We start from the raw sequence: 25,735 nt of genomic DNA on the forward strand, positions 1-25,735 counted from the left end.
GCTTGTGAGCGCTCCTGACAATTCAAACAAGTGGAAATGCCATGTTCAAGAATATGCGGGTCGGCGTTCGCCTGGCCCTTGGTTTCGCCGCAGTGTTGGTCCTTACCGCCATGCTCGCCTATATGGGCATCGCGCGCATGCAGGACATCAAGGCCGACCTCGACGAAGTCGCCAGTCTGCGCATGGCCCGCATTATTCAGGTCGCCACGCTGCGTAACGAGATGAACATCATCGCGCGGACCAGCCGCAACAGCATTCTGATCACTGATTCGGAGCGTACTCGCACGGAAATCGAACGGCTGCGGGTGGCACGCGCCGCCTTTGACAAGGTACTCGGCGAGATGGAGCTTGGCGTTTCCAGGGACGAATCCCAGCAGATTTCGACCGATATCCGCGCCCGTTTCCAGAAAATTGTTCCGATGATGGATGAGGTGTTGCGACTGGCTACCGATAATCGCAACCAAGACGCGGCCAATCTCCTGATGGGGGAGATGGCAGAGCAGCAGGAAAGCCTGTTCGCCGCCCTCAACACCATGGTGGCTTACCAGCAGCGGCAAGCCGAGGAGGCCGTCAGTCAATCGGCCCATAACTACAGCATCGGTGTCCGGTTGATGCTCGTCGTATTGGCCACGGCTATTTTGCTGGGTGGGCTGATCGCCTTCTTCATCACCCGCTCCATCAGCCGGCCATTGAGGGAGGTCATTGATGCGACCAACCGCCTCGCGGCGGGCGATCTGAACACAACTGTCGCCACCGCACGCCGTGATGAGACCGGCCAGCTCAATACGGCCCTGCAGCGTGTGTCCGCCGGCTTGCAGATGTTGATCGTCGAGATGAATCGCATGTCCGTGGAGCATGACAAGGGCGACATCGACGTGATCGTCGACACGAGCAAATTCCAGGGTGCCTACAAAACCATGGCCGAAGGCGTCAACACCATGGTGCAAGGTCACATCGGGGCAAAGAAAAAAGCCATGTTGTGCGTCAAGGAACTGGGTGACGGCAACCTGGATGCACCGATGGAACAGCTGCCCGGCAAAAAGGCTTTCATTAATGCCGCCATCGAGACCACACGCCAGCAGTTGAAAGATGCCGCTGCCGCCGCCGCTATTGCCACCAACCTGAAGACCACCCTGGATAACGCCTCTGTCAACGTCATGATGGCGGATAACGACGGCATCATCCGCTACATGAACCGGTCTACCGAGGCCTTGATGCGTCGCTCCGAGGCCAACATGCGCAAGGCGCTGCCGCAGTTCAGCGCGGACAAGATCATTGGCGCGAACTTTGACATTTTTCATAAGAACCCCAGCCACCAGCGCAACTTGCTGAGCAACCTGCGCGGCACTCATGTCGCTCAGGTGCCGGTGGGCGATATGGTGTTCAGGCTTAGTGCCAGCCCTATCTATAACCCCGACGGCGAGCGCCTGGGCACGGTATTGGAATGGATCGACCGTACCTTGGAAGTCGGCGCCGAACAGGAAATCGTCCAAGTGGTAGCAGCCGCGGCCGCGGGGGATTTCTCGGGGCGTGTCGCCAGCGAAGACAAAGAGGGTTTCTACAAGCTGGTGGCAGAAGGCATGAACCAGATCGTCGGTACGGCGGACAATGCGCTCAAGGATGTGTTGCGCGTCCTCAGTGGCCTGGAGCAGGGCGATCTGACCCAGGGCATCGATAAGCAATACCAAGGGACGTTCGAGGCACTCAAGAGCGCGGTCAATAATACGATTGCCAAGCTTTCCAACATCATTGGCGAAGTTAACGGCGCGACCGGGAATATTGCTTCAGCCAGTGACGAAATCAGTTCTACCTCCCTTTCCATGAGCCAGGCGGCGACCGAGCAGGCCGCCAGCGTCGAGCAGACCTCGGCGTCGGTGGAGCAGATGTCCGCCTCCATCGAACAGAACAGCGAAAATGCCCGGGTCACTGACGGCATGGCCGGAAGCGCCGCCAAGCAAGCGGTCGAAGGCGGCGAGGCGGTCAAGCAGACAGTCGCCGCGATGAAAAGCATCGCCGACAAGATCGGCATCATCGACGACATCGCCTACCAGACCAATTTATTGGCCCTCAACGCCGCCATCGAGGCCGCCCGTGCCGGTGAACACGGCAAGGGGTTTGCCGTGGTGGCGGCCGAAGTACGCAAACTGGCTGAGCGCAGCCAGGTCGCGGCCCAGGAAATCGGCGAAGTGGCGAAGGGCAGCGTGGCCCTGGCCGAACGCGCCGGCAGCCTGCTGGACCAGATCGTCCCGGGGATCGCCAAGACCAGCGACCTGGTCCAGGAAATCGCCGCGGCTTCCGAAGAGCAGTCCACTGGTGTCAACCAGATCAACACCGCGATGAACCAGCTCAACCAGATCACCCAGCAGAATGCCTCGTCCTCCGAGGAACTGGCCTCTACCGCCGAAGAAATGAGCAGCCAGGCCGAGCAGTTGCAGCAACTGATGCGGTTCTTCACCCTGGCCGGGCATAACGCCCAGGAACCCGTCAGTACCCCTGCCGGGCAACGCTCCGCCATCGGCGCCGCCCACCCCTCGATCAGCCGTGGTAAGACGGACAGGGCGGCGCCGACAGGCTTCGTGCGGTTCCAGGAGTGATGTCATGGGTTCATTGATCTCTGGAGGCGGTTTGTCGTTCTGGTTGCTGTTGGCCATCGTGCCCGGTCTTGTGATGCTGGTTGGCTGGATGATCCACCAGAGACGCATCGATACCCGGCCAAGCGCTCCCGTCGAGCCGGATGCCGGGGTTGAGCCCCTCAGGTTGAATGATTTGCGTCAGTCGATCGAGCAGCTCAACGCTATCGCATCGGTTTTTCGCGATTCCGTGCCCGGCGCCTTCAAGGCCGGGCGGGCCGGGGGTGAAGAAAGCGCTTCGCCGGCGCTACCGGACGCGACACCTGGCGCCACCCATGACCAGAACCTGGCCAGGCTCGCCGCCAAGATGCACCTGCTGACCGAGCTTACCGCCCATATGCTTGAAAAAAAGCAGGATCTGACGCGTACCGAAATCGACCTGGCGTTGGCTGCCGACAGCCCAACCCCCAGCAACCATTACCTCTCGCTGACGGTGGGCGGCGAGCTGTTCGCGATAAGCACGCTGAATATCCAGGCCATCGTCGAGGCCAGTCAACTCGTCACCAAACTGCCCACGACCTCGACGTTGCGCCGGGCGATCAGGTTGCGCAATACCTTGGTGCCGGTGATTGACCTGAGCCTGTACCTCACCGGGCGCCCCTTGGAAATGGGCTGGGGCACCTGTGTTGTCATCCTCGAACTGCCTCGTGACGATCATATGCAAAGGATTGGCGTGGTAGTGGACGGGGTGGATAAGGTGCTGGAAATTTCACCGACTGAAATCGAGCCGCCCGTGATCAGCGACAGCAAGGGCCGCAACGACTTTATTCTCGGCACGGCCACCGTCAGTCACCACAGGGTCAGTCTGCTGCATGTCGAGCGAGGACTTTCGGCAAACGGTTTCGCGCTGCCGCGCCCGATGGCCCAACCGACGGTTCAAGAGTGCTTGCCGACATGAGTGCTCACCTACAAGTTCCTGACAACGCGCCGAGAGTCCACCCATGAACCTTTTAGAACGTCTGTCTTTATCCGGCAAGTTTTCCCTGTTGGCCCTGTTGTGCCTGGGGTTGATTGCCGCGCCGACGTCGCTGTATGTACTCGGTTCCTTGGGTCAGAGTCGCCAGGCCGTACAAGAGTCCCGTGGCACGCAACCTGTTCAGCAGGTGCTCGCTCTCATTCGAGCGATGCAGCAACACAGCGGCCTTTCATCCGCCGTGCTGGGCGGCAACCGTGTGCTGAACGGGGATCGGCTGAGCAAGCAGGCCGACGTGGAGCGCGAGTTCGAACGAACCGAACGCGAGCTGCGCGAGGCTCAAGTTCCTTCCGCCGTCCTGGATTCGTTGCAACAGATGCATCGCCAATGGGGTGAGCTGGCGAGCCAGGTATCCCTGGCGGCCCTCGACGGTACCCAAAGCATGACGCGGCATGTCGAACTGATCATGGCGGGTCTTCAAATCGAGGATTCGCTGCTCGATCATTTCGAGTTGTCGCTGGACCCGATCTTCGAAACCTACTACTTGATCACTGGCGCTCTGGTTGAAGTCCCGCATACCAGCGAATTGCTCGGACAGTTGAGCGCGACGGGGGCTTTGCACTTGGCGCAAAGGCAGATACAGCCCGAGCAACGCGCGGCCCTGAGCAGCCTGACGACTCAAACATTGAATAGCTTGGACAAGCTGAACCGCGCTTTCGCAAAGGTCAATGCCGCCAGCCCTTCATTCAATGCCGTATTGAGCGGCCCTCTGGCGACGTTGCGTCCGCAAATCGAACAAACGCTGAAACTGACCGAGACCCATCTGATTGCCGCGGGTGAACTGCATTACCCGGCCGCGGATTATCTGGCGGCCTATACCCGGACCATCGACGCGCTGTTCACCTTCAACCAGCCGGCCCTGGCTGTCCTGGCCGAGGCGCTCGAGGCCCGACGCGACAGTGCACGGAACAGTGTGATCCTGATGTCGGCTGGCTTGCTGGTGCTGTTGCTGGCCGGGACCGCATTGGCGACCTCGATGGTCCTGCGCCTGCTCAAGCAGCTTGAGGTTGCGTTGACGGCGGCCGAGCGCATCACCGCAGGCGATTTGAGCCATTCAATAGACGCCTTCGGCACCGATGAACCGGCCCGCTTGCTGCACGCGCTACATCGCATGCAAGAAGGACTGCGTGGCACGGTCAAACACATCGTGCGCTCCGCCGAGCGCCTGGCCTTGACCGCCGGGGAACTGAGTACAGTGACCCAAGACGCCACGCGCGGCTTGAATCGACAGAACGGCGAACTGGATCAAGCGGTTACCGCTGTCAACGAATTGACCACCGCGATTGCGGATGTAGCGCGCAATGCCGCCTCGGCATCCGAGGTTTCCCAGTCCGCCGAGCAACGTTCTCTAGACGGCCAGGGGAGTGTTGGTCGGACTGTGGAATCAATCGAGTCGTTGACCGGTGATATTGAGCATGCCACCGATACCCTGCAATTTCTGGCAAAACAGACTGGCGCAATCACCACCGTGCTTGACGTCATCCGCAGTATCGCCGAGCAGACCAATATGCTGGCGTTGAACGCAGCGATCGAAGCGGCGAGAGCGGGGGAGAGTGGGCGCGGTTTTGCCGTGGTAGCGGACGAGGTACGAGCCTTGGCGCAGAGAACCCAGGAGTCGACCAAACAGATCGAGGGCATTATCGACTCGGTGCAAAAAGGCAGCCAAGGTGCGCTCAGTGTCATGCAGGACAGCAGCGGAAAAACGAGAAAAACATTGGAAGTTGCCCGCGAGGCGGGCTTGGCGTTGGGTTTGATCGCAGAGGCGATCGTGCAGATCAACGAGCGCAACCTGAGCATTGCCAGTGCGACCGAGCAGCAGTCCCACGTGGCCCGTGAAGTCGATAACAACCTGCTTAATATTCGCGATGTTTCCGTGCAAGCGTCGAGCAGCGCGAACCAGACCCATGCATCCAGTCGTGAACTCTCGGACTTGGCCGGCGAGCTGAATGCCATGGTCAAGCACTTCATTGTCTGAGGAAAAGGCGCCGCATCATGAAACATCTGCAAGGATCTACACGCAATGAATAACCTGGTGCTCTCCGATAAGGAGTTCCAGCAGTACCGCGGCATGATCTTTGACATCGCCGGGATCAGCTTGTCCGATGCGAAGAAGCCGCTGGTCAGTGGTCGCCTGGCCAAGCGCATCCGTCAACATGCACTATCGAGCTACAGTGACTACTTTCGCCTGTTGATGCGTGACCAGGCAGAGCAGCAAGTGGCGGTGGACCTGTTGACCACCAACGAAACCTACTTTTTCCGCGAACCCAAGCACTTTGCGTTCCTGCGCGAGCGCATCCTGCCGGAGCTGGCGCAGCGCACCACGCTACGGGTCTGGAGCGGGGCATGCTCCACCGGCGAGGAGCCCTACAGCATCGCCATGACCCTGGCCGAAGCCTTGGGCAATCGGCCCTGGGAACTGCTCGCCTCGGACCTCAGTACACGGGTGCTGGAAAAGGCCCGCAGCGGCCTGTATCCCGCCACCGATGCTGAAGATATTCCCCGTCCGCTGCTGGTCAAGCATTGCCTCAAGGGCGTCGGCGAGCACGCCGGCACGCTGCTGATCGATCCAGCCCTGCGCAACCGCGTGAGCTTCCAGCAGATCAACCTGAACGCCGCATTGCCCCCGTTGGGAGAGTTCGAGGTGATCTTCCTGCGTAACGTGATGATCTATTTCGATCTCGAGACCAAGCGCCAAGTGGTGCGGCGTCTGCTGCCGCTGCTCAGTCCCGGTGGTTATTTCATCATCAGCCATTCGGAAAGTCTGAACGGGGTCTGCGACGAGCTGAAAGTCGTCGCGCCGTCCATCTATCGGAAGCCCCATGCGTAGACCCGACGGCATCATCGAAATTTTCCTGCAACCGGGAGAGTTGTATTTCGGCGACCGCTACACGCGGATCCGAACCCTGCTGGGCTCCTGCGTATCCCTGGTGCTCTGGCATCCAACGCTGTTGATCGGCGGGATGTGCCATTTCATGCTACCGACGCGGCCCAAGCCGTCCATGAACGAGCTGGACGGCCGCTATGGCGACGAAGCCATTGAGCTGATGCTCCGCCAAGCCCGCTGCCACGGCGTGTCGGCCACGGAATTTCGCATCCAACTGTTCGGTGGCGGTGACATGTTCCCGGCCATGGGCAGAAAAAAGGCCGCTCATGTGGGCAAGAAAAACGTCGGCGCGGCCCTGCAATTGCTCCAGGCCCATGGATTGACCTGCCGGGGTGCCCATGTGGAAGGCATCGGTCATCGCAACCTGATTTTCGATCTCTGGAGCGGCCACGTGTCCCTCAAACACATTCCATCCGCCATGGGTGCCCGCCAGGACTGTGACGTATGAAACCCATCAAGGTCATGATCGTCGATGACTCGGCCGTGGTGCGCCAGGTGCTCTCAGCCATGCTCACCGAGCGCCCGGGAATCGAAGTGATCGGCGTCGCCGTCGATCCACTGTTCGCCCTGGAAAAGATGCAACGCCAGTGGCCTGACGTCATCGTGCTGGACGTGGAAATGCCACGCATGGACGGCATCACCTTCCTTAAAAAACTGATGGTCGAACGGCCGACCCCGGTGGTGATCTGTTCCACCCTCACCGCCGCCGGTGCCCAGACAACCTTGCAGGCATTGGCCGAAGGGGCGGTGGGAGTGATTGGCAAACCTCAAGTGGGCCTTAAGCAGTTTCTTCACGCCGCCGCCGACGAACTGGTCCAGGCCATCCAGAGCGCCGCACGGGCGAACCTGCGCCGCCTGGTACCCCAGGCCAATGCCAGGCTGTCCGCCGACGCCATCCTGCCGGCCGGCAACCAAGCCATGCCGCAGACCACCGAGACACTAGTGGCGATCGGCACCTCTACCGGTGGCACTCAGGCATTGGAATCGATACTCACACGCCTGCCGAGGGTTTGCCCCGGCTTGCTTATTGTCCAGCACATGCCGGAGCGTTTCACCGCAGCCTTCGCTGAACGGCTGAATCGGCTGTGCCAGATTGAGGTGCTTGAAGCACGGGATGGCGACAGGGTCACGGCCGGGCGCGCGCTGATCGCGCCAGGTGGCCGACACATGCTGCTCACACGCAGCGGCGCCCAGTATCAGGTGGAGGTTCGCGACGGTCCACCGGTCAGCCGGCACCGCCCCTCGGTCGATGTGTTGTTTCGCTCTACTGCTCGCGCGGCCGGCAGGAATGCGCTGGGCATCATCATGACCGGCATGGGCGACGACGGCGCGCGCGGTCTGAAGGAAATGCGCGAGGCCGGCGCCCGGACCCTGGCCCAGGATGAAGACAGTTGCGTGGTATTCGGCATGCCCAAGGAAGCGCTCAAGCTGGGGGCGGCGGAGCGCGTATTGCCCCTTTGCGATATTCCTGCGGCGATCCTCGCCAGCACGACTGGAAGGACGTGAGCATGGCCTTCTTTTCCAACGAGTCCGGGCGCCGCGACCAGGTGGCCCTATGCGCAAAAGGATTAAACGCAACGACTCTCTCACCGACAAACCAAGGTGGCGAGTATGAATAAAAAATCAGCGCTTGCGAGTCAACCCAACGCCGAAGACGTCAAGGCCTCGCCCGACAGCCTGGCGTTTCGCACGCTGGCTGAAAATACACCGGACAGTATCGCCCGTTATGATCGCCAGGCGATGCGCACCTACGCCAACCCGGCCTTTGCCCGTATGGTTGGAGTGCCCGCTGAGGTTCTGCTCGGTAAAAAACCCAGCGATGCTGGCAATACTCCCGAGATGCTTGCCTACGAGGCGACCCTGCTGGAGGTGGTACGCAGCGGCCAACCCGCCGAACACGAGTTGTCTTGGACGGGGGGCAACGGCCTGATTACCAGTCAGATACACCTCGTTCCGGAGCGAGGGGGCGACGGTGAAGTCATCGGCGTGCTGGCCGTGGGCCGCGATATCAGCCAACTGCGGCGCGTCGAGCAGGAGCTTCGGGCCAGGGAGCAGGATTTTCGCACCCTGGTGGAAAACTCGCCGGATGTCATCGTTCGCTATGATCGTGAAGGCCATCGCGCCTACATCAATCCCGCCTTCGAGCAGGTCTATGGGATTGAACGGAGCGAAGCCATTGGCACCCCCATTACCTACAGATCTCCTCTGCCAGCCGAGGTGACCGGGCGCTACCACCGGGGCATCCTGAGTCTGCTGAAGAGTGGTCAATCCGCCGCAGTGGAGGCGACCTGGACCAAGGCCAACGGCGAGCAGATCGTCCAGCATGTCCAGGCGGTGCCTGAGTTCGACCAGCACGGCCAAGTCGTCAGTGTGTTGACCATCGCCCGCGACATCACCGCGCTCAAGGCGACCGAACGCCGCCTTGAGCAGGCCGAGGCCATGGCGCGCCTGGGTCACTGGCAATTGGATTATCGCCTTGGCACGCTGCGGCTGTCGGCGGAGCTCTGTCGTATGGTCGACAAACCGCGCAATTGGTGCCCTGGCCAGGCTGAACTGATTTCCATGCTCGTGATCAAGGATCGCGGACGGATCCTTGATTGTCTCTGTCAGGCTTCCTCCGAACGGGCCACGTCCCTGATGCTCGAATACTGCATAACAGTGAGCGGGCGTCAGCTGCATCTGCACTCCGAAATGAGCATTGAATACGCTGCCGACGGCAAACCCCTGCAAGCACTGGGTACGGTCCAGGACATCAGTGAGCTGAAAGCCTATCGGGAGCGAATGCATTCCCTGGCCTTTTATGATGGCCTGACCGAACTGCCCAATCGCGCACTGTTTAAAGAGCGCTTGCAACAAGCCCTGATCGCGGCGGGGCGTAGCGGCGGTCAGGTTGTGGTGTCGATCCTCGACCTCGATAACTTCAAGGTGGTGAACGACACCCTGGGGCACGGCGCCGGGGATGAGCTGCTGCGTGAAGCCGCCAGGCGCTTGCAACGTTTCGTCTGCGGCAATGATACGGTGGCGCGCCTGGGCGGTGACGAGTTCGCCCTGATTCTGACAAAACTCACCGATACCATCGACCTGGAAAATCTGGGCAAAAGAATCCTGCAAACCATTACGGGCATCTACCGGATCCAGGGCCGGGAGGTTTTCGTCTCCGGTAGCCTTGGCATCGCCCGCAGCCCCGCGGACGCCAATAACATCGGCGAACTCTTGCAGTACGCCGATTCGGCGATGTACCACGCCAAGGCGCACGGAAGGAACAATGTGCAGCTCTATTCGCCGCGCTTCACCCAACTGACTGTAGAGCGTCAGGCCTTGGCAACCAGTTTGCGCAATGCCCAGCGCAACGGCGAGTTGACGCTGCACTATCAGCCACAAATCGACTTGGCCAGCGGCCGCTTGACGGGAGCTGAAGCCTTGTTGCGCTGGAATCATCCGGAGCACGGACAGGTACCACCGGACAAGTTCATTCCGATTGCCGAGGAAACCGGGCTGATCGTGGGCATTGGCGAGTGGGTCTTCGAAAGGGTCTGTCGCTTTGCCGCGGTCTTGAACAGTGGCGGTCGCGACCCAGCGCTGAAAATAGCCGTCAACCTGTCGCCACGGCAGTTCCAGATGAACGATCTTCTGGGCTCGATCCGCACCATCGTGCAGAACACCGGCTGCGAGCCAGGTTGGTTGGCGCTGGAAATCACCGAAGGCTTGTTGCTGGACAGTAGCGTCGGGGTACGCGAAACCCTTGAACAGCTGAACCTTATGGGTTTCTCCATTGCCATCGATGATTTTGGTACCGGTTATTCGGCGCTCGGTTACCTGAATCGCTTTCCCATCGAAACCCTGAAGATCGACCGCTCCTTCATTCGCGACATCGAACACAACCGTGACAGTGCCGAGTTGGTCAAGGCGATCATCTCCATGGCCAACAACCTGCGTTTGTCCCTGGTAGCCGAAGGCGTCGAAGAAACCTCCCAGCAAGCGTTCCTGCAAAGTTATGGCTGCCAGAGTGCGCAGGGTTGGTTGTATGGCAAAGCCGTGCCGCAGGCAGATTTCGAGGAACTGTCGGTATTAACGGCGGCGAACCGCGATTGGCGGACCCTGAAGAACGATTAAGTGCCGCAGACAACGGCGTTTTGCCAAGGGCGTAGGCATCCCCCTACCTGATTATCAGGCGATGTCGATAGTGTTGCGGCCAAATAGGTGGCACTTTGGAATCGAGTCTGTGCAGCTGCCAACGCCTTTGATGCGCGCCAGGCAGCCACAGATCCCAGAAAGTCAGCACAAAAAAGCCAGGCACTACAGGCATTCTGCTCTCCGAAGCAGGGTCGATCCGAACGCAACGGTTTCAGTGCCAAGGCCAAGAGAGCCCGACCCAGACCATGCCATTACGCCCCGTCGTCGCGCCGCCAACCCGGTACGCTTTGCATAGCGTCTGTCGATGCCTCTGGGTTTCGGGCTTCTGGCTGCTCTCACGTGCGGTAGTCGCCCAGGATCTGACCAGCCTCCCTTTTGAGCAGTTGCTCGACACCGAAGTGGTCGGTGCCTCGCAATTCTCTCAGCAGCTCACCGACGCGCCATCCGCCGTTTCGGTGGTCACCGCCGAGGAAATACGTCGCTTCGGTTACCGGACGCTCGCCGAAATTCTGAACAATATGCGTGGCCTGAACATCGGCTTCGATGGCGCCTATTATTTTCCCGGAGGGCGTGGTTATGGCCTGCCCGGCGAATACGCCGGGCGCGTCATGTTGCGTATCGACGGCCAACCGGTCGCCGACAACATCTACAACCAGATCTACCTCGGCGAGGATGGCCTGCTCGACACCGAATTGATCGAACGGGTCGAATATGCGCCGGGACCAGGCGCCGCGCTGTACGGCAACAATGCCTTACTCGGTGTTATCAACGTTGTGACCCTTCGCGGCCGCGACCTGAACGGTAGCCAGGTGGCCGTGACGACCGGCTCGAACCAGGATCGCAAGGTCCGCGCCAGTTGGGGTGAGCGTCTGGAAAACGGCGGTGAATGGCTGGTTTCGGCCTCGGCGTCCAAGGCTGATCTGCCCGATGTCCACTTTGACGGTGACGTCTTGCGCGATGATCTGGACGGGCAGCGACTGTTCATCAAGGGATCGCAAGGCGCGTGGAGCCTTGAGGGAGCATTCGCTGAGCGCAATCAGCAGGAGGTGACGATCCCCCTTGGCGCCAGATGGAACTTCTCCGATGAAAACACCTTCTGGAAGCTCGGCCACGATACCGACCACGGTAGCTATCGCTCCTCGGTCAAACTTTCTTATGGCAGCTATTTGTACCGTAGCGCTTATCGCGAACCTGTCGAGGACGAACGCCCGTTCACCGAGCACATCAGCGCCGACGGACGTTGGTGGGATCTGGAGGGCACAGTCAGCAGTGTCGCCTTCGAGGGCCACCGTTTGGTGCTGGGTAGCGAGTACCGTAACGACTACCAGCAGGACCAGCAGATACAGAGCTACTTTCCCCGCCGCGACGAATACGAGGACTATCACAGCGAGGGCGCAGCCCAAACCCTCAGCGTTTTTGTCCAGGACGAGATTGAGCTTGCTCACGACCTGAGTTTGAACCTGGGGGTGCGTGTCGATCGGCGCAACAGCAGCGGCACGATGGTGCGTAGCGCGCCCCGCGCCGCCCTGAGCTATACCGGTCTGCCTTACACTACCCTGTCTCTGTCCCAAGGCACCGCCACCCGCTTTGCCAGCCGTAATGAGCAGACCCTGTATAGCATTCCCTCCGTCGAGTCGGAACGTGTCGCCACCACGGAGTTCGTCGCTGATTATCGCCGCGGCGACTTCCGTGTGCTGGGCAGTCTCTATCGCTACGGCATCACGGACCCCATACGACGTTTCGCGGAACCGACATTGGAGCGGGTCGACACCCTCGGCGCGGAACTCGAAACACAATGGCAATGGCGTCGTGTTCAGTTTCGTGCCAGTCATACTCTGCAGCGCTCCGAAGACAACCTCGGTCGTAATCTGGTCAATTCGCCGCATCACTTGAGCAAGCTGCAGGTATCCGTGCCGCTGGCTGGGGAACATCTGCGCGCGAGCCTCGCTGGCCGCTACGTGGGTAAGCGCCTGGTAACACCCGAAACGAGCGCTTCCGGCTATGCGATCGCTGACCTTACCCTGACGAGCGAGGAAGTCCTGCCAGGTGTAAGCGTCACCGCCGCGGTGCGCAATCTTTTCGATCGCCAATACAGGGACGCCTCACTTTACGACGGCGAGATCGAGCGGGGCGAACGCAGCCTATGGTTCAGCGTGGGGTATGCGTTCCAATGAAGGCTATCGTCCTCCACCTGCTCGTTTTTGCCACTTGGTACCTGCCAAGTCCGCCCGTCTCGGCTGACGCGGCGGTGGACGAACGCGCGATGAAGGTCGCCTATCTCTACAACTTCACACTGTTCGCCCAGTGGCCCTCGTTGTCTACCGCTGACTTCCAGGTCTGTGTACTCGGCAGTACCCCCCTGGATGAAGAGTTGGCCCGGCTCAAGGGCAAGCCCGCACAGAACGGCCAGCCGATCGTCATACGGTGGATTGCGCCCAATACTTCGCTCACCGGCTGCCAGGTGCTCTATGTCGACGAGCACAACAGTAGGACGCTCGATGCGCTGCTTCAGCAGCTTGCCGCGGCGCCGATCCTGACCATCACCGACGCGGCCGGCTTTGCCGATCGGGGCATCATGATCGAAATGCGCCGGCAGGGCCCTCGCATCGTTTTCGACGTCAACCTGACTGCCGCGCGGCGGGTGAATCTGGACTTCAGTTCTCGCTTGCTCAAACTCGCCAGTTTCGTGGCGAACAGGTCCTAAACCTATGCGTTCCTTACCCTTCAAGGATCGGCCGCTACGCGACAAGCTCACCCACACGGGATTTCTACTGACCGCTGCGGTCATGGCGCTTCTGCTACTGACACTGTTGGCCTACCAGATGGTCGTGCAACGCAACGCATTAACAGAAGCCATAAGGGTCCATGCCATGGTGATCGGCAGTAATGGGGCCGCGGCGGTCATGTTCCACGACGCCCAGGAGGCGCAAGAAACGCTGAACTCCCTGACGCACATTCCGGACATTACCTGGGCGGCGTTCCTGTTGCCCGATGGCCAGGAGTTGGCCACTTATCAGCGGGAAGCCAAGGAGGAGGGCGCCGGTCGGGTAATGGCCGAAGGTATCGGTTGGCGCTCTCTGCTCGTGCGCCAGCCGGTTGTGCTCCACGGTCGGGTCATCGGCAATGTCGTGGTGCAAGCGAGCCTTTCCTCTTTGTACCGCAGTCTGGCGTTTCAGACCGCGTTCGGGTTGCACGCAGCCGCCCTGGCCCTGTTTTTGTCCCTAGTACTTTCGCGTCGAATGGCGTCGAGCATCGTGCAGCCGTTGTTGAGCCTGGTTCAGTTGACCGAGCAGATCAGCGCCAAGCGGGATTTCAGCCTGCGGGCGATCGTGTACGGAGGTGATGAGGCCGGCCGTCTCGCCCAAAGTTTCAATGACTTGATGGCGCAGCTTGAATGGCACGACGCGCGAACCAGCGCCGAACTGCAGCAGCGCCGTCTGGCTGAACAGCAGCTCAACAAACTGGCCTATTACGATCCGGTTACCGGCCTGCATAACCGGCATTACTTCAAGGAGAAACTCGAGACGGCGGTGACCGAGGTGCTGCGCTACGGCACGTCCTGCGCGCTACTTTTCATCGACCTGGACGACTTCAAGATCGTCAATGACACGCTCGGCCACGAGACCGGAGACACACTCCTGACCCTCGTCGCTGAACGACTGCGTAGCACATTACGCAGTAGCGATGTGGTGTGTCGGATTGGAGGTGACGAATTTGCCGTGATCCTGGAAAGTCGAGCCAACGCCACTCAGGCCACCCAGGTTGCTTCGAACATCGTCGGCGCGCTGTCGAGTTCCTTTGGCATCGATGGGCATCAGATAAACATCGGCGCGAGCTTGGGCATCAGCCTGTGTCCCGATCACGCGTCAGACACTGTCAGCCTCCTGCGCAACGCAGACATGGCCATGTATCACGCCAAGGGCAATGGTAAGAATAACTTCTATCTGTATGCACCGGAGATGGAGGGCGGCTCGGTCAGCCCATGAGCCTTGATCGCCACGAAACATAGGGCACGCCCTACCTGAAAATCAGGCCCCCCCGATGGAACTGAAAAGGGCTCACCCCCAAGCTGGACCGTGAATGAGCCAGTTCTTGTGGCCCCCCTACACGGACGTAATCCACTGAGATTGAAGCCCTGCCCCTTCTCGATAGCGGGGTTGCATGGCTTGATGAATCATAAAGTCAGAACCCCATGATGAAACTCAATGTCAGCACCCGGCTAGGTTTTGGTTTCGCGTTTATCTTGGCGCTGTCGACCGCGCTAACGTGGCTAGCGACCTCTCAAGTGACCTATATCAAAAACACCCTCTCCGGTATCAACGACGTCAATAACGTCAAAGCCCGCTATGCGATTAACTTTCGCGGCAGTGTGCATGACCGAGCGATTGTGTTGCGCGATACATTGCTGATCGCAAACGACGCAGAGATACCACCAGAGCTGGCAAAGATAAAAAAGCTCTCGGAAGACTATGCTGCCTCGGCTGAAAAGCTCGATCAAATGTTCGCCAGTCGCAATGACATTACCTCTGAAGAGCGCAATGCACTGGCGAAGATCAAGGCCATTGAGGCGAAAACCCTGCCCCTGATCGAGCGCGTGGTGGAAATGCGTCTGAATGACCAGGGTCCCCAGGCCCTTGAGCTGTTGCTGACTCAAGCCCGTCCTGCGTTCGTGGAATGGTTGTATCTGATCAACCAATTGATCGATCTCGAAGAGGGCATGAGCAAACAGGCTGCCAGTCAAGCTTATGCGGTGGCCAGCGAATTCAGTCTTGTCATGTGGGGGGCGACCATTGCGCTCATCGTTTTAGGAGGCGGTGTGGCTTGGGTGTTGGCTCGCAGCTTCTTGAAACCGCTGGCCCGTGCGCTGGCAATGGCCGAGTCGGTCGCGGTGGGTAATCTTACCTCCACACAGGACATTGAAGGGTCGGACGAGCCGGCTCGTTTGCTCAAGGCCTTGGAGCGTATGCAGCAGAGCCTGCGTAACACGATCAACAGCATTTATGTGTCCGCCGACCATCTGTCGCATACCTCCGAAGATATGAAAACCCTTTCCGAGCAAAGCTCGGCGGGCTTGAACCGGCAGAACCAGGAAATCGAGCAGGCTGCCAGTGCGGTGACGCAAATGAGCGCAGCGGTGGAAGAAGTTGCCCGTAATGCACTCTTGGCCTCGCAGGCTTCAGGCACCGCCAGCAGCTCTTCGAAACAGGGCCGGGAGATGGTGGTAGCGACCGTCAACGCGATTCAGCAAATGATCGAAGAAGTACAAAAGACGTCGACTCAGGTCGGCGAGCTCGCCCGAAAGAGCCAGGATATCGAAAGGGTCCTGGAAGTCATCCGCTCCATCGCCGAGCAGACCAATCTGCTGGCTTTGAACGCTGCCATCGAAGCGGCTCGCGCGGGTGATGCGGGCCGCGGTTTTGCGGTGGTTGCCGACGAGGTGCGGGGCCTGGCTTATCGCACCCAGCAATCGACCTTGGAAATCGAAGAGATGGTCGCGGGGATCCGTGGCGATATTGAAGATTCCGTGCTGCTGATGAAAGGCTGCACGCTAAAAGCCGACGGTACGCTCGACGTTGCGCGTTCAGCAGGTGGGGCATTGGATGAAATTACCCTTGCCGTGGAGCAAATATTGGAACGCAATCACACCATTGCCAGTGCGATGCAGCAGCAAGCGGTGGTGGCTCGAGAGGTGGACCACAATTTGCTGAACATCAGAGACTTTTCCGTCGGGTCCCGGGAGGTCGCAGCCAAGGCATTCACCACCACTAACGAACTCAACCAAGTGGTCAGCGACTTACGTGAAACGATGAAGAGCTTTGTTCTCTAGGTTTCTTACGCGCAGGGAGCGCTGTCGTCTCGTCGAAACTCCAAAACGCGCGCGTCTAGAAAACCGCCGCCCGAGAATTGGCGGCGGTTTTTCAGGGCGCTAGCGCTCCGTGTGCTGGGTCGAGGCCTTGGTTTTGTCATAGTGATGCTGGACGTCGGTCAGGCGGATGTTGCTGGTGGTCAGTTTCAGGTTTTCGCTGTCGCTTTTGACAAAGGCAAATTTTCCGTGCTCGGCCTGCACGTTATTGAGCTCGAGTTCCATCTTGTCGAACTGCTTGCCGCCATTGGTGCGCATGAGTGTGCCGAAGTCGCTGGCCTGGAAATTATCGAGCTTGACGTGGGCATTGGCGTTGAGTTGGAAGATCTTGTCATTGGCCCCTTTGGCGCTGCTGTTGGTGATGTTTAGGTTGGTGACATCTGCACCACCCTCAGGCTTCACGGTGAGAGCATCTTCACCGACGTCCGTCCAGTGCACATTATCGACAGTGACCGGCTTTTCGTTGGCGGCGCGGACATGGATGCCATCCGCTTCGTTGTCACCCAGAATGACATTTTTCAGCGTTGCGCCTTCGGCCAGTTCGAACAAGGGCTTCTGGTCTTCGCTCTGGTCGCCATTGCCCAACTTGGAGCCGGCCGTGAAGGTCTGGTTGTGACCATCGAAAGTCTCGCCCGGGCCTACCTTGATGGTTTCATTCACAACCTTGGCACCGTTGGATGCCGTGGGGAACCTCGTCGGATCTGAAAGGGTGCCGGTATCCGCAGCGGTGTTGTGCTTGGCATTGGCCAGCGGCGTGGTGGCAGGCGGCGTTACGCCGTCGCTGTCGCGGTCACTGCCTGTTCCATTGTCTCCACTTGTTGCGTCGGACGTCGTGTCGGTGTCCCCGCTGTCGGCCAGTTGCGTTCCGAGCCCGTTGTTCTGATGCGAGTCCTGACCCTCGGTTTGCTCCTGGTTCGGGTTCTTATCCGCAGACTTCATGAGCATCTGCAGCAGGGCGATGATGAGCGCGCTGAGCAACTGAATCAGGTTGGACTGATTGTCACCCAAACGGCTCTTGTCTCCCGGCGGCTGTAGGGTGTTATCGGGCGGCCCGAAATTGATCTCTTTTTGTTTGTCGCTGCCGAACAGCAGTGCGCCGGGACTTACTGCTTGCTGAGTGGTTTGCTCGCCAAGTGCATGGCCGCTATAGGGACGGCTACCGTCCAACGCTGAAAAATCCAGGTTGGATGGGGTGTGCTGAATCGGTCGTTGGGTAATGCCGATGCTCATGGTGCTTTACCTCGTTGGATGACAGGACGTCGCGCCAGTTCCTAGGTTTCCCGACGGGCTGGACGCGGAATCGCTTTCGTTCGAAGACGAAATCAAGGGATGGGTTTGACGTTGTTCGAAGTGAGTGGCAACGGGAGCCGATGGGTTCCCGATTCCGCGTCCCAGATATTGCTGCTGCACTGGGGACGGATTGCTGGCGTTGCGGCCCCACCGCAGGATTTGTCGTCGGAACCGATGCTGTCCTGCGACCACCAAGTGCATGGCGAACCTAGGCTTTTTCCTGTTGAAGGACTACGACGATGAGAACCCCAGCACCTGATTTCACCCGTTTCCTGACTGCTCTGGGCGCACAGCTCGGCACTTCATTGTCCCTGCAGAACGGCGTGTGTGCCTTGTATGACAGCCAAGAAAATGAGGCTGCTGTGATCGAGTTGCCCGAGCACAGCGAGATGGTGATCCTTCATTGCAAGGTAGGCCGCTGTCCGGAGCGACCTGCCGACTTGCAGCGCCTGTTGAGCCTGAATTTTGATGTCGCCCGTTTGCATGGCTGCTGGTTCGCCATTGACCAAGGGGATGTGCGCCTGTGTGCCCAGCGTGAGTTGTTATCCCTCGATGAACCTGGATTCTGTAACACTGCTCGAGGTTTTATCGCCCAAGCACGCGAAGCTCGGACGTTTTTGCAGGCTTGAAGCGAGAAAGCGCCGCCTTGCACCGGCGCTTTCCCCTGGACTGTCAGGTCTTGAGTTCAAACCCCTCCTGTTTCAATAGCTCAGCCGCATTCTTAAGTGGCTCTGACGGCCGTGACAGCTCACCGTCAAAGCTATAGCCAATGGGCGTGTCCTGGTCTTCACCGTAAATGAAATTGATACGCCCGAGCGTTTTGGTGACGCTCAGCGTCGCCCCGCTGTTATAGCTGACCAGCGGCGTTGGAGACGTGAAGGGCTCTGCCTGGGTGACCGAATGGAAAACCGTCAGCCGCATGATCCGCATGTTTTTGCGATTTTCCAATTGGGTCGCGAGTTGGCCCTGGGTCATCGTGCCGTTGCGGCTCCCCTCATCAATTTCGTCGATCAGTGAATCCTTCGGCTCCAGACGGACGCGGGCAAGCGTACCTTCACTCGCTTGCATTTCCTTGAGCATGGCCTTGAGTTTCGGATCCCGGTTCATCAGGTCGGCGACCTTCGAGGCATTACCGGGAGCGCTCAGGTTGCTTACCGAGCTGATGATTTTGGTGATCATGCTCGGCTGATCCAGGCCCGAGAGATCGGTTTTGCTCGTCTCAAAGCGAGCGTTGCTCAATACGCTGTGGTTGTTGGTCGATGCCTCCTGTCGCACCGTTGCACGTTTCAGCTCCCGCAGGGCCTTGTATTGCGCATCGCTCTGCGAAGACTTACCGGCAAACAGCTCGTTAAGACCATCAAGCTGCGCCTGAATCGCTTCCTCAGGGCTCTTGCCGGTGTAGCGTGCATTGAGTGGGTCGGCCAATTCAGCCAGGCTGGTTTTCATGGCATTGTCCTTGAAGGCGTCCGCCAGTTTGGTCGACAGTTTTTCGAGGGTTTTCGAGGTCATTGGCGTCGCGACCTCATAGCGGAACTTGACCCGTTTGGTGGTTCTTGCCTCCACGGTCACCGATGCAGCCACGCCCAGGTTGTTGGTGGCCGATTGCGTGCCTGGCGTGGGCGCCGGTCCGGAGGCAGGGGTTATCGTCGGGTCGGTATGGGTGCCGCCAAGCTGTCCGCGCAGCCCTCCACCGAGGGCCAGGCTGTTGAACAAGCGTGGGCGATTCTTCCCGCCCTCGCGCAATTGGACCTTGTCATTCTTCTGCTCCAGGGAATAATCGGTGTAGGTCAATAGATTGACCGTGACATTCGCGGCGATTCCCAGGCGCGCCACTGCCGAGAGTGGCTTGCTGTCGTTCTCGGACAGGCCGAAACCGACGCGCAGTTCGGCGCTACCGCCTGCGGTGATATCGAAGTTGAACCGCCGGGCTTCGTACGTTTCGTGGTCCACTGCTTTTTTCAGGACGTCCAGTGGATTGAGCTTTCCTTCGAACAGGTCATCGACGAATTCGTCGATGTTTTCATCGGGAACGCTGAAGACCACCCCGGCGCGTTGGCTAGCCGCCGCGGTGGCGGTCACGTCCACCCCCAGGCGAAAGTTTGGCCTCATCGTGCGGTTGTTACCGATGTCGACACTGCGAGCCGGATCGTTCTCGTCGAAAAAGCCCGGCCAGAAATCCTTGCCACCGCCGGTGCCCGCGCTGATATTACCCGCAGCCTCGTTTATCAGGTAAAGGGTGATGCCAGCATCGCTACGTTCGGCATTGAGGATGTAGTTCCGGTTGCCAGTGGCGCCAGCGGTCAGCCAAGGCCCCATTGCTTTATCGGCGAAGGTGGTGAACGGGCTGGTGAGGTTCAGCCCATAGCTGCGTTGCAAGGCGATTTCATCGTCGCCATGTTCCAATTGCTTGAGAATGCCTTTGAACTTGTCAGCGAGTTCTGCCTGGTTCTTGCTGCCGGTCGCGGCCCGCATGTTGACGCTGACGGCATGGTCGGGTTTTTTGAACGACTTCAGGAATGTCTTGACCGCATCATAGGCACTTTCCAAAGCGGCGTTATCGGTGAAGCCCATGTCGGTGACTTCTTTGACCGGGTTCTCCCCGTAGGTGGTATCGCGTAGCGTGGCCAGTTTCTGTTGTAGCGCGTCCATGTCGCTCTGCGGCGTGAGCATTTCGACCTGGTCCAGAAGCGAACCAAGGCTTTTCAAGGTCACCAGGTCCAGGGCCATGCGCGCTTTGCTCAAGCCATGATCGTCGCCGGCATCGCGACGTTGCCCCAAGGGAATATCGGCTTTTTGATGACTGAGTTTCAGGCCGTGGTCCTTGAGCGTGCCAAGCAATTGCGCGGTGCGATTTTGCTCCGAAGGGGCGATCTGGGTTAGCGCGTCCTGCAGCTCCTTGACCAAGTCATGACCGGAGCTTTTAAGGTTGAGGCGGGTGCCGAGGTCAGCGAGTTTTGTGCCGAATTGAGTGCGTATCGACGGCTTCGCCAGTTCGCCGTGCATATTGAGCAAACCGTCGCGCTGACGCATGTTCTTATACTGACCATAGCCCTGACCGATGGACATCAGTGCCGTGTAGCTATGCTTTTCCAACTCGTCGCGAAAAGCCTCCAATTCCTTGATCAGTGTGGCGCCCGCGGGCCCCAGTTCCAGCCGGGCGATGCGTGCCTTGAGGTCGTTGCCCGGGAGCGGGGGCCTTCCTCCGGTTTCATGAATCAGCTCCAGTTGCTTGAACAGGATCGACTGGCTGTCATATACGTCTTTCAGGCCGTCCCGGCCGTGATAACGGTGTTGAATATAGTTGCCGACATTCTTTGTCCAGCGGGGCATTTCCAACGTGTTCTTGTACACGTTGGCGCGAATGAATTCACTTTTGCTGGCCCGGTTGCCTTTTTCCATGCCGCCACGGCCTAGTACGTTGACGTCCACTCTGGCGGTCAGCCCGGTGCCTGGAATACGCGCGGTCTTATGCGTTCGCTTGATTTGGGCGTACGTATCGTTCAGGCCATTCTCTTCAACGGGCCGCGGCGTGAACGGCTGCCACTGGCCGCCCTTGAGCTGCATCGGCACGGGCTCCTCTTCATCCTCAACCAGGGCGCTGAGCACATTGTTATCGTTGCTGTAGAGCGCACTGACCGGTTGCCCCCCTGGCGTGGGCACAGGTGTCCATCTGGCTCGGAGATGGTCAGCCAGATTCACCGCCTGCCAATCCTCCTTGGAGAGGCGGAAAAGCTCGCCGGTGCTGGTGAGTGCGTGCAGGTTATGCTTCTCGTCCAGCGACAGCGTCTTGATATCACCTTGCATCCCGGGAAATTCCAGCGTGATGGGCTTGCCGTCCTTGCTGTGAGCGGTCAGGCAATGGGTGTCGTCGAGTGCGACGAATTGTGTGTCGCTGACCATGGCGAAGGCCGTGATCACCCGGTCTTCGAGCCCTTCGATTTCTTTGCCCATGGCGACCTTGGTCGAACGCGGCGTTTGAGCCAGCGCTGTGTTGGGGCTGAACGCGACGCTGGGGTGTTCGGGGGTTACATCAAGTTTGAGGAGCTTGCCGCCCTTGAGCACATAGGCGTTGCTGTCGGCCCCGCGTTGCAGGCGATCGATGTCCTTGATTCCTGCGTCCTTCCAGCACTGAGCAGTGGCTTCCCAGCGCTGGACGCGTCCGGCGCTGAGGCCTACCAGCCCTGACCTGTCCAGGTTGAGCCGGTCAGCTGCCGGGGGCGTTGCAGGCACCGTCAGCCCCCGTACATTCTGCAGAACCAGCGCGCTGCTCAGATTCCAGCCGCTTTCGAGGCGGGAGCCCTGTTCATCGAGCACGTGGGAGTGTGTTTCACCCTGACGATTCTTGACCAATGCATGGACACGCCCATCGTCACCGCTGATGAACCCGCTGACGCTGTGATGGCCGCCCATCGCCTGGTCGGCCAACCGATAATCTGCCTGTTCGGGCGTGAGCTGCAGCACGGGTTCGTCGTTCTCAAAGGCGCTGCGGTCTGCGCTGTAGAGCCGGCCCTGGGTGTCAGCGACAAATAACCGGTCGGCGCTCAGGCCAACGGCAGCCGCCCGGGCTTGACCGCCGTCGAGTTCCAGGGTTTTTGTTGTTGCCTTGCGCGGCCCATCGATTCCAGCGCGCATATCAGCCAGCAGGATCACCTGGGGTTGATCGCCGCTAAGCAACGCAGCTGTACTGTCTGATGCAATCGAAAATGACTTGAGATCAGTGACCTCAATGTGTGGCATCAAGGGGCTGGAGAGATCGACGACGACATCATCACTTTTGGCGTAGATCGAGCCGTTCCCGCCCGTTGCGAGACTGTTGAAGGCGAGGTCTTCGGTGCCTTCAGGCGCCTTCCAACGGGCGGCCATCGGATCAAACTGATACAGCCGGTCTTCATGCACACGCAGGCGTTCGCCATCGTGCTGATGATGCACGCCGGTGAGATGGGCGATGTGTGCCTTGCCTGGCAATTCCTGGGTCTGACTGCCGTCCGAAGTATTGACGTGGACCTGGTTGGCTTCGCGTTGCAGGCTTACGGCCTGTGGGCCATTACCAGTGACCTCGAGTGTTTCCTTGCTGCTGCGGATTAACGCCAGGGCACTGTCGTCATGCGTCAGATGTAACAAGTGTCCATTCTGCTCCAGCAATTGATGCCCTTGAACGCCTTGCTGACTCTGATGGGCCAGATAAGTTTGTCCTGGCTTGGCGAGGACATTGCTCAGCAAGGGCGCCAGGCCAGAGGTGCTGAACGTGGAGAAATCCGCCTTTCCATGGGCATCCAGCGCGATAGCGCCCTGCGGTTGTGCATGGCTCGCGAGGGTGTCTGGCGTCAGGTCGAAACGTCCGCCACCGCTGCGCTGCAACACAGGCCCCGTCGGTGGCGGGAGGGGAGGCGATTGATTGGATTGCTCTACCGCGCCCCCAGAGCCGCCGGCCTCGTTCGGATCGGGACGCAGCAGTGACTGGCGCGTGCCATCGGCACCTTGCAGCCGGCTCTGGGGTGAGCGCGCCATGCGCGCTGCCTGCGTTGCAACCTGTTCATTCGACAGCGGACGAAGGGGCTGGGTGTTTCTCGGCTCGCGCGGCTGGACAGGTTTTTGCCGAGGATGTGTGATTTTCTGGAACAGCTTGCCGGCATTTTTCAGCATTCGTTTTCCCACGCCGCTCAGAGAGTGGGAGGAGCCTTGGGTCGGTTGTTCGGTTCGTTGGAGCAGACCTGAGTGAGGGCGTGAGCCTTCTAGTGGCTCTGGTTGAACGATATTACTGGTGGTGCGGTTGACTGTTGGTGCCGGCATTTCGTATCTCCCCGTCCATGTCATGGTCTGACATCAGCTTCGGTTGCATTCTGGAAAGCTCCCTTTGTCGTTGAGTGGTGCGCAACGCTGACAGGTTCCGTGCAGCGATAAGTACATCAGCTGTCTGCGAAGCTTGGGGCTACCGGGAACGCCTTCTTTAAGGGAACCGGAACGGCACGCACGCCACGTAGGGGGACACCACTTGGACATCCTGCCAATGCCAACCGCCACCGCTAACGCCCCGAACCCACGCTCGCTTGCCCGTTCGATTCAAATTGCTATCTTGGCGTTGGGATCCCTGTGTGCAGGCTGCCAGACAGTTGAATATTCGCAGCCTCGCCTGGAGCGCACGCCGCGCCTGGCGGCTGGCCTGGCTTATAAACCGGATGGCTACTCATTGAATGCGGAGCCCGAGGCCTTGTTCAGCGACTTGCCGCGCTACAACGGCGAAGATGTCTGGCTGCGGATCGCCCAGCGAAGCGGGTTGGCGCAGGGGCAGAGCATCAATAAGCGGATCGCCGGCCAGCGTGACTGGCTGCTAAGCCATCCAGGTTTTATGCACGAGGCCAGCCGCAGTGCCGGCCCTTACCTGCATTACATTGTCGAGCGTCTGGATGAGCGCCAGCTGCCGCTGGAGCTGGCGCTGTTACCGATGATCGAAAGCTCCTACAACCCGACGGCTTATTCCCCGCGCGCGGCGGCGGGGCTGTGGCAGTTCGTTCCCGCTACAGGGCGCGATTTCAATTTGCACCAGAGCGCCACGTACGATGCACGTCGCGATGTAGTCGCCTCGAGCAAGGCGGCGATGGATTACCTCACACGCCTGCATGATCAATTCAACAATGACTGGCTATTGGCTCTGGCGGCCTACAACGCCGGCGAGGGCACCGTCGGGCGGGCCATCGAAGCCAATCGCCGGCGCGGCTTGCCGGTCGACTATTGGCACCTGACATTGCCCAGGGAAACCGAGGACTACGTGCCTCGGTTGCTGGCGCTGTCTTTGATCGTCCGAAGCCCTGAAATTTACGGTGTACAGCTCAATCCGGTGGCCAATGCGCCTTACTTCGACGTGGTTGAACTTAACCACGCCGTGGACCTTGACCAGCTCGCGAGCATGGCAGGGGTCGGCAATAGCCAGTTGTTGAAGCTGAACTCGGCTTTTTTGCGCAAAAAGACCCTGGATGGGCCGAGCCGATTGCTGATACCACGGGCTCAGAGTCAGGCGGTGAAGGCGGGCATTGAACGACTCACCGGCGGCTTTGCGGTAACCCCCGTTGTTTTTAAGCGCAACGAAAGTCCAGTGACTGAGCGCCGGCCAGTGCGCCCGACATTGAAGTCAGCCAAGGTGGTCGAGCCTGCGCTGCCAGTCCCTGTGGTCGACAGCTCAACCCTGTCTCAGACGGCACAAGCGACACAGCCGATCGAAGACCGTTCGTCGCCACGCAGACGTGAATTCACTGAGTATCACGTAGAGGGCGAGAGGATGATCAGCCCGCGAGTGGTGGTTTACGCCAGTGACCCGCGCCAATAAAAATCTGAATTTCGCCCTTTCTTAGTGCGCTTTTCGCGCCTGCCATCCAGATGCGGCTTTTGTGACGGGCTCCACTGGCCGCGTGCGATCGGTTTTTTTTGCCTGGGAGCTGATCACCGCAGATTTTTTTGAACGAAAAGCTTTTGAACTTTCCTCGGTTTTTGTGAGCCGATTTTTACTACATATTTAGTAATACTATTTTTTGCGAATGACCCACGCCAGAATATTACAGCGCGTATCCGCGATGCCCAAAACCTCCCGCTACGAAAATTGATCCGATTATCGGGGTCAGCTGATTCCTCGGATCCAATATTTTTAATGTCGTCAGACGACTCCCGGGACCATTCGGATTCCCGACTCCGTGATGGCGCAAAGCTATCGTCGGCTCGGCCCCCAAAAACCGGAACACCTTAGGTGCTTAAAGCAAGTATCTCGGTTTTCGTTCGGAAAACCGAATGCTCTATCGTCCTTCATTTTCCTTATTTAACTTTTGATGGGAAGTTGGAGAATTTTTATCTGGCATGATTATTTGAGTTAAAGTTTTGCTAGTAAAGCATCCACATTCAAGGGCTATCGAGTCATGCCGCTTATATGTTGTTGGGTTGAAGTTAGCGGCGGGCGAGGGTCGGCAGTATCTTGA

The 25,735-nt window shown here is 59.2% G+C and carries 14 protein-coding genes and 4 pseudogenes; 16 read left to right on the plus strand and 2 right to left on the minus strand.

Going from position 1 to position 25,735, the window contains the following annotated elements:
- Window positions 1–53: 53 nt before the first annotated feature.
- From PCOSP_RS12110 to PCOSP_RS12175, 14 genes and pseudogenes are all read left to right on the plus strand, one after another.
- A pseudogene (locus tag PCOSP_RS12110) lies at window positions 54–1,676 on the plus strand (MCP four helix bundle domain-containing protein); the annotation flags it as partial.
- Window positions 1,677–1,994: 318 nt separating this feature from the next.
- Window positions 1,995–2,594: pseudogene (locus PCOSP_RS12115) on the plus strand (methyl-accepting chemotaxis protein); the annotation flags it as partial.
- 4 nt (window positions 2,595–2,598) lie between these two features.
- Window positions 2,599–3,528, plus strand: coding sequence for a chemotaxis protein CheW (locus tag PCOSP_RS12120; protein WP_464711417.1), 930 nt, complete (start codon window positions 2,599–2,601; stop codon window positions 3,526–3,528).
- A 1,051-nt stretch (window positions 3,529–4,579) separates the two neighbouring features.
- A pseudogene (locus PCOSP_RS12125) lies at window positions 4,580–4,720 on the plus strand (HAMP domain-containing protein); the annotation flags it as partial.
- Window positions 4,715–5,578: a methyl-accepting chemotaxis protein gene (locus PCOSP_RS12130; protein WP_464711924.1), complete on the plus strand. Its 864-nt coding sequence runs from the start codon at window positions 4,715–4,717 to the stop codon at window positions 5,576–5,578. The pseudogene PCOSP_RS12125 and the gene PCOSP_RS12130, both read left to right, overlap by 6 nt.
- A gap of 45 nt (window positions 5,579–5,623) precedes the next feature.
- Entirely contained in the window at window positions 5,624–6,430 is an 807-nt protein-coding gene (locus PCOSP_RS12135) for a CheR family methyltransferase (protein WP_434702675.1), read from the plus strand.
- Window positions 6,423–6,935 carry a chemotaxis protein CheD gene (locus PCOSP_RS12140; protein ID WP_434702673.1) on the plus strand — a complete coding sequence of 171 codons (513 nt, stop codon included), beginning with the start codon at window positions 6,423–6,425 and terminating at the stop codon, window positions 6,933–6,935. Before PCOSP_RS12135 ends, PCOSP_RS12140 begins: the two co-directional genes overlap by 8 nt.
- Window positions 6,932–7,993, plus strand: a complete 1,062-nt coding sequence (locus tag PCOSP_RS12145) for a protein-glutamate methylesterase/protein-glutamine glutaminase (protein WP_434702671.1) — start codon at window positions 6,932–6,934, stop codon at window positions 7,991–7,993. Before PCOSP_RS12140 ends, PCOSP_RS12145 begins: the two co-directional genes overlap by 4 nt.
- 105 nt (window positions 7,994–8,098) lie before the next feature.
- On the plus strand, window positions 8,099–10,600 hold the full coding sequence (locus PCOSP_RS12150; protein WP_464711418.1) for a sensor domain-containing protein: 2,502 nt from the start codon (window positions 8,099–8,101) through the stop codon (window positions 10,598–10,600).
- A 266-nt stretch (window positions 10,601–10,866) separates the two neighbouring features.
- On the plus strand, window positions 10,867–12,795 hold the full coding sequence (locus PCOSP_RS12155; RefSeq protein WP_464711420.1) for a TonB-dependent receptor plug domain-containing protein: 1,929 nt from the start codon (window positions 10,867–10,869) through the stop codon (window positions 12,793–12,795).
- Window positions 12,792–13,325 carry a YfiR family protein gene (locus tag PCOSP_RS12160; protein WP_464711422.1) on the plus strand — a complete coding sequence of 178 codons (534 nt, stop codon included), beginning with the start codon at window positions 12,792–12,794 and terminating at the stop codon, window positions 13,323–13,325. The genes PCOSP_RS12155 and PCOSP_RS12160 overlap by 4 nt, the downstream gene beginning before the upstream one ends.
- Window positions 13,326–13,329: 4 nt before the next feature.
- Complete coding sequence (locus PCOSP_RS12165; RefSeq protein WP_464711423.1) at window positions 13,330–14,607, plus strand: diguanylate cyclase domain-containing protein; 1,278 nt, start codon at window positions 13,330–13,332, stop codon at window positions 14,605–14,607.
- 209 nt (window positions 14,608–14,816) lie between these two features.
- Window positions 14,817–15,590: pseudogene (locus tag PCOSP_RS12170) on the plus strand (MCP four helix bundle domain-containing protein); the annotation flags it as partial.
- A gap of 69 nt (window positions 15,591–15,659) precedes the next feature.
- Entirely contained in the window at window positions 15,660–16,448 is a 789-nt protein-coding gene (locus PCOSP_RS12175; protein ID WP_464711926.1) for a methyl-accepting chemotaxis protein, read from the plus strand.
- Between the two features lie 99 nt (window positions 16,449–16,547).
- On the opposite strand, the gene PCOSP_RS12180 is transcribed toward PCOSP_RS12175, so the two are convergent.
- Window positions 16,548–17,714 (minus strand): pectate lyase, encoded by a 1,167-nt coding sequence (locus tag PCOSP_RS12180; RefSeq protein WP_464711425.1) that lies wholly within the window; start codon window positions 17,712–17,714, stop codon window positions 16,548–16,550.
- Window positions 17,715–18,013: 299 nt separating this feature from the next.
- Here PCOSP_RS12180 and PCOSP_RS12185 point away from each other — a divergent pair, with 299 nt between their 5' ends.
- Window positions 18,014–18,403, plus strand: coding sequence for a type III secretion system chaperone (locus tag PCOSP_RS12185; protein WP_434702660.1), 390 nt, complete (start codon window positions 18,014–18,016; stop codon window positions 18,401–18,403).
- A gap of 43 nt (window positions 18,404–18,446) precedes the next feature.
- On the opposite strand, the gene PCOSP_RS12190 is transcribed toward PCOSP_RS12185, so the two are convergent.
- Window positions 18,447–23,564 (minus strand): AvrE-family type 3 secretion system effector, encoded by a 5,118-nt coding sequence (locus tag PCOSP_RS12190; protein WP_464711426.1) that lies wholly within the window; start codon window positions 23,562–23,564, stop codon window positions 18,447–18,449.
- 217 nt (window positions 23,565–23,781) lie between these two features.
- Between PCOSP_RS12190 and PCOSP_RS12195 the strand changes: the two genes are divergently transcribed.
- Window positions 23,782–25,095, plus strand: a complete 1,314-nt coding sequence (locus PCOSP_RS12195) for a lytic transglycosylase domain-containing protein (RefSeq protein WP_464711428.1) — start codon at window positions 23,782–23,784, stop codon at window positions 25,093–25,095.
- The last annotated feature ends 640 nt before the right edge of the window (window positions 25,096–25,735 follow it).

It is taken from the genome of Pseudomonas sp. MAFF 730105 (assembly GCF_055380705.1).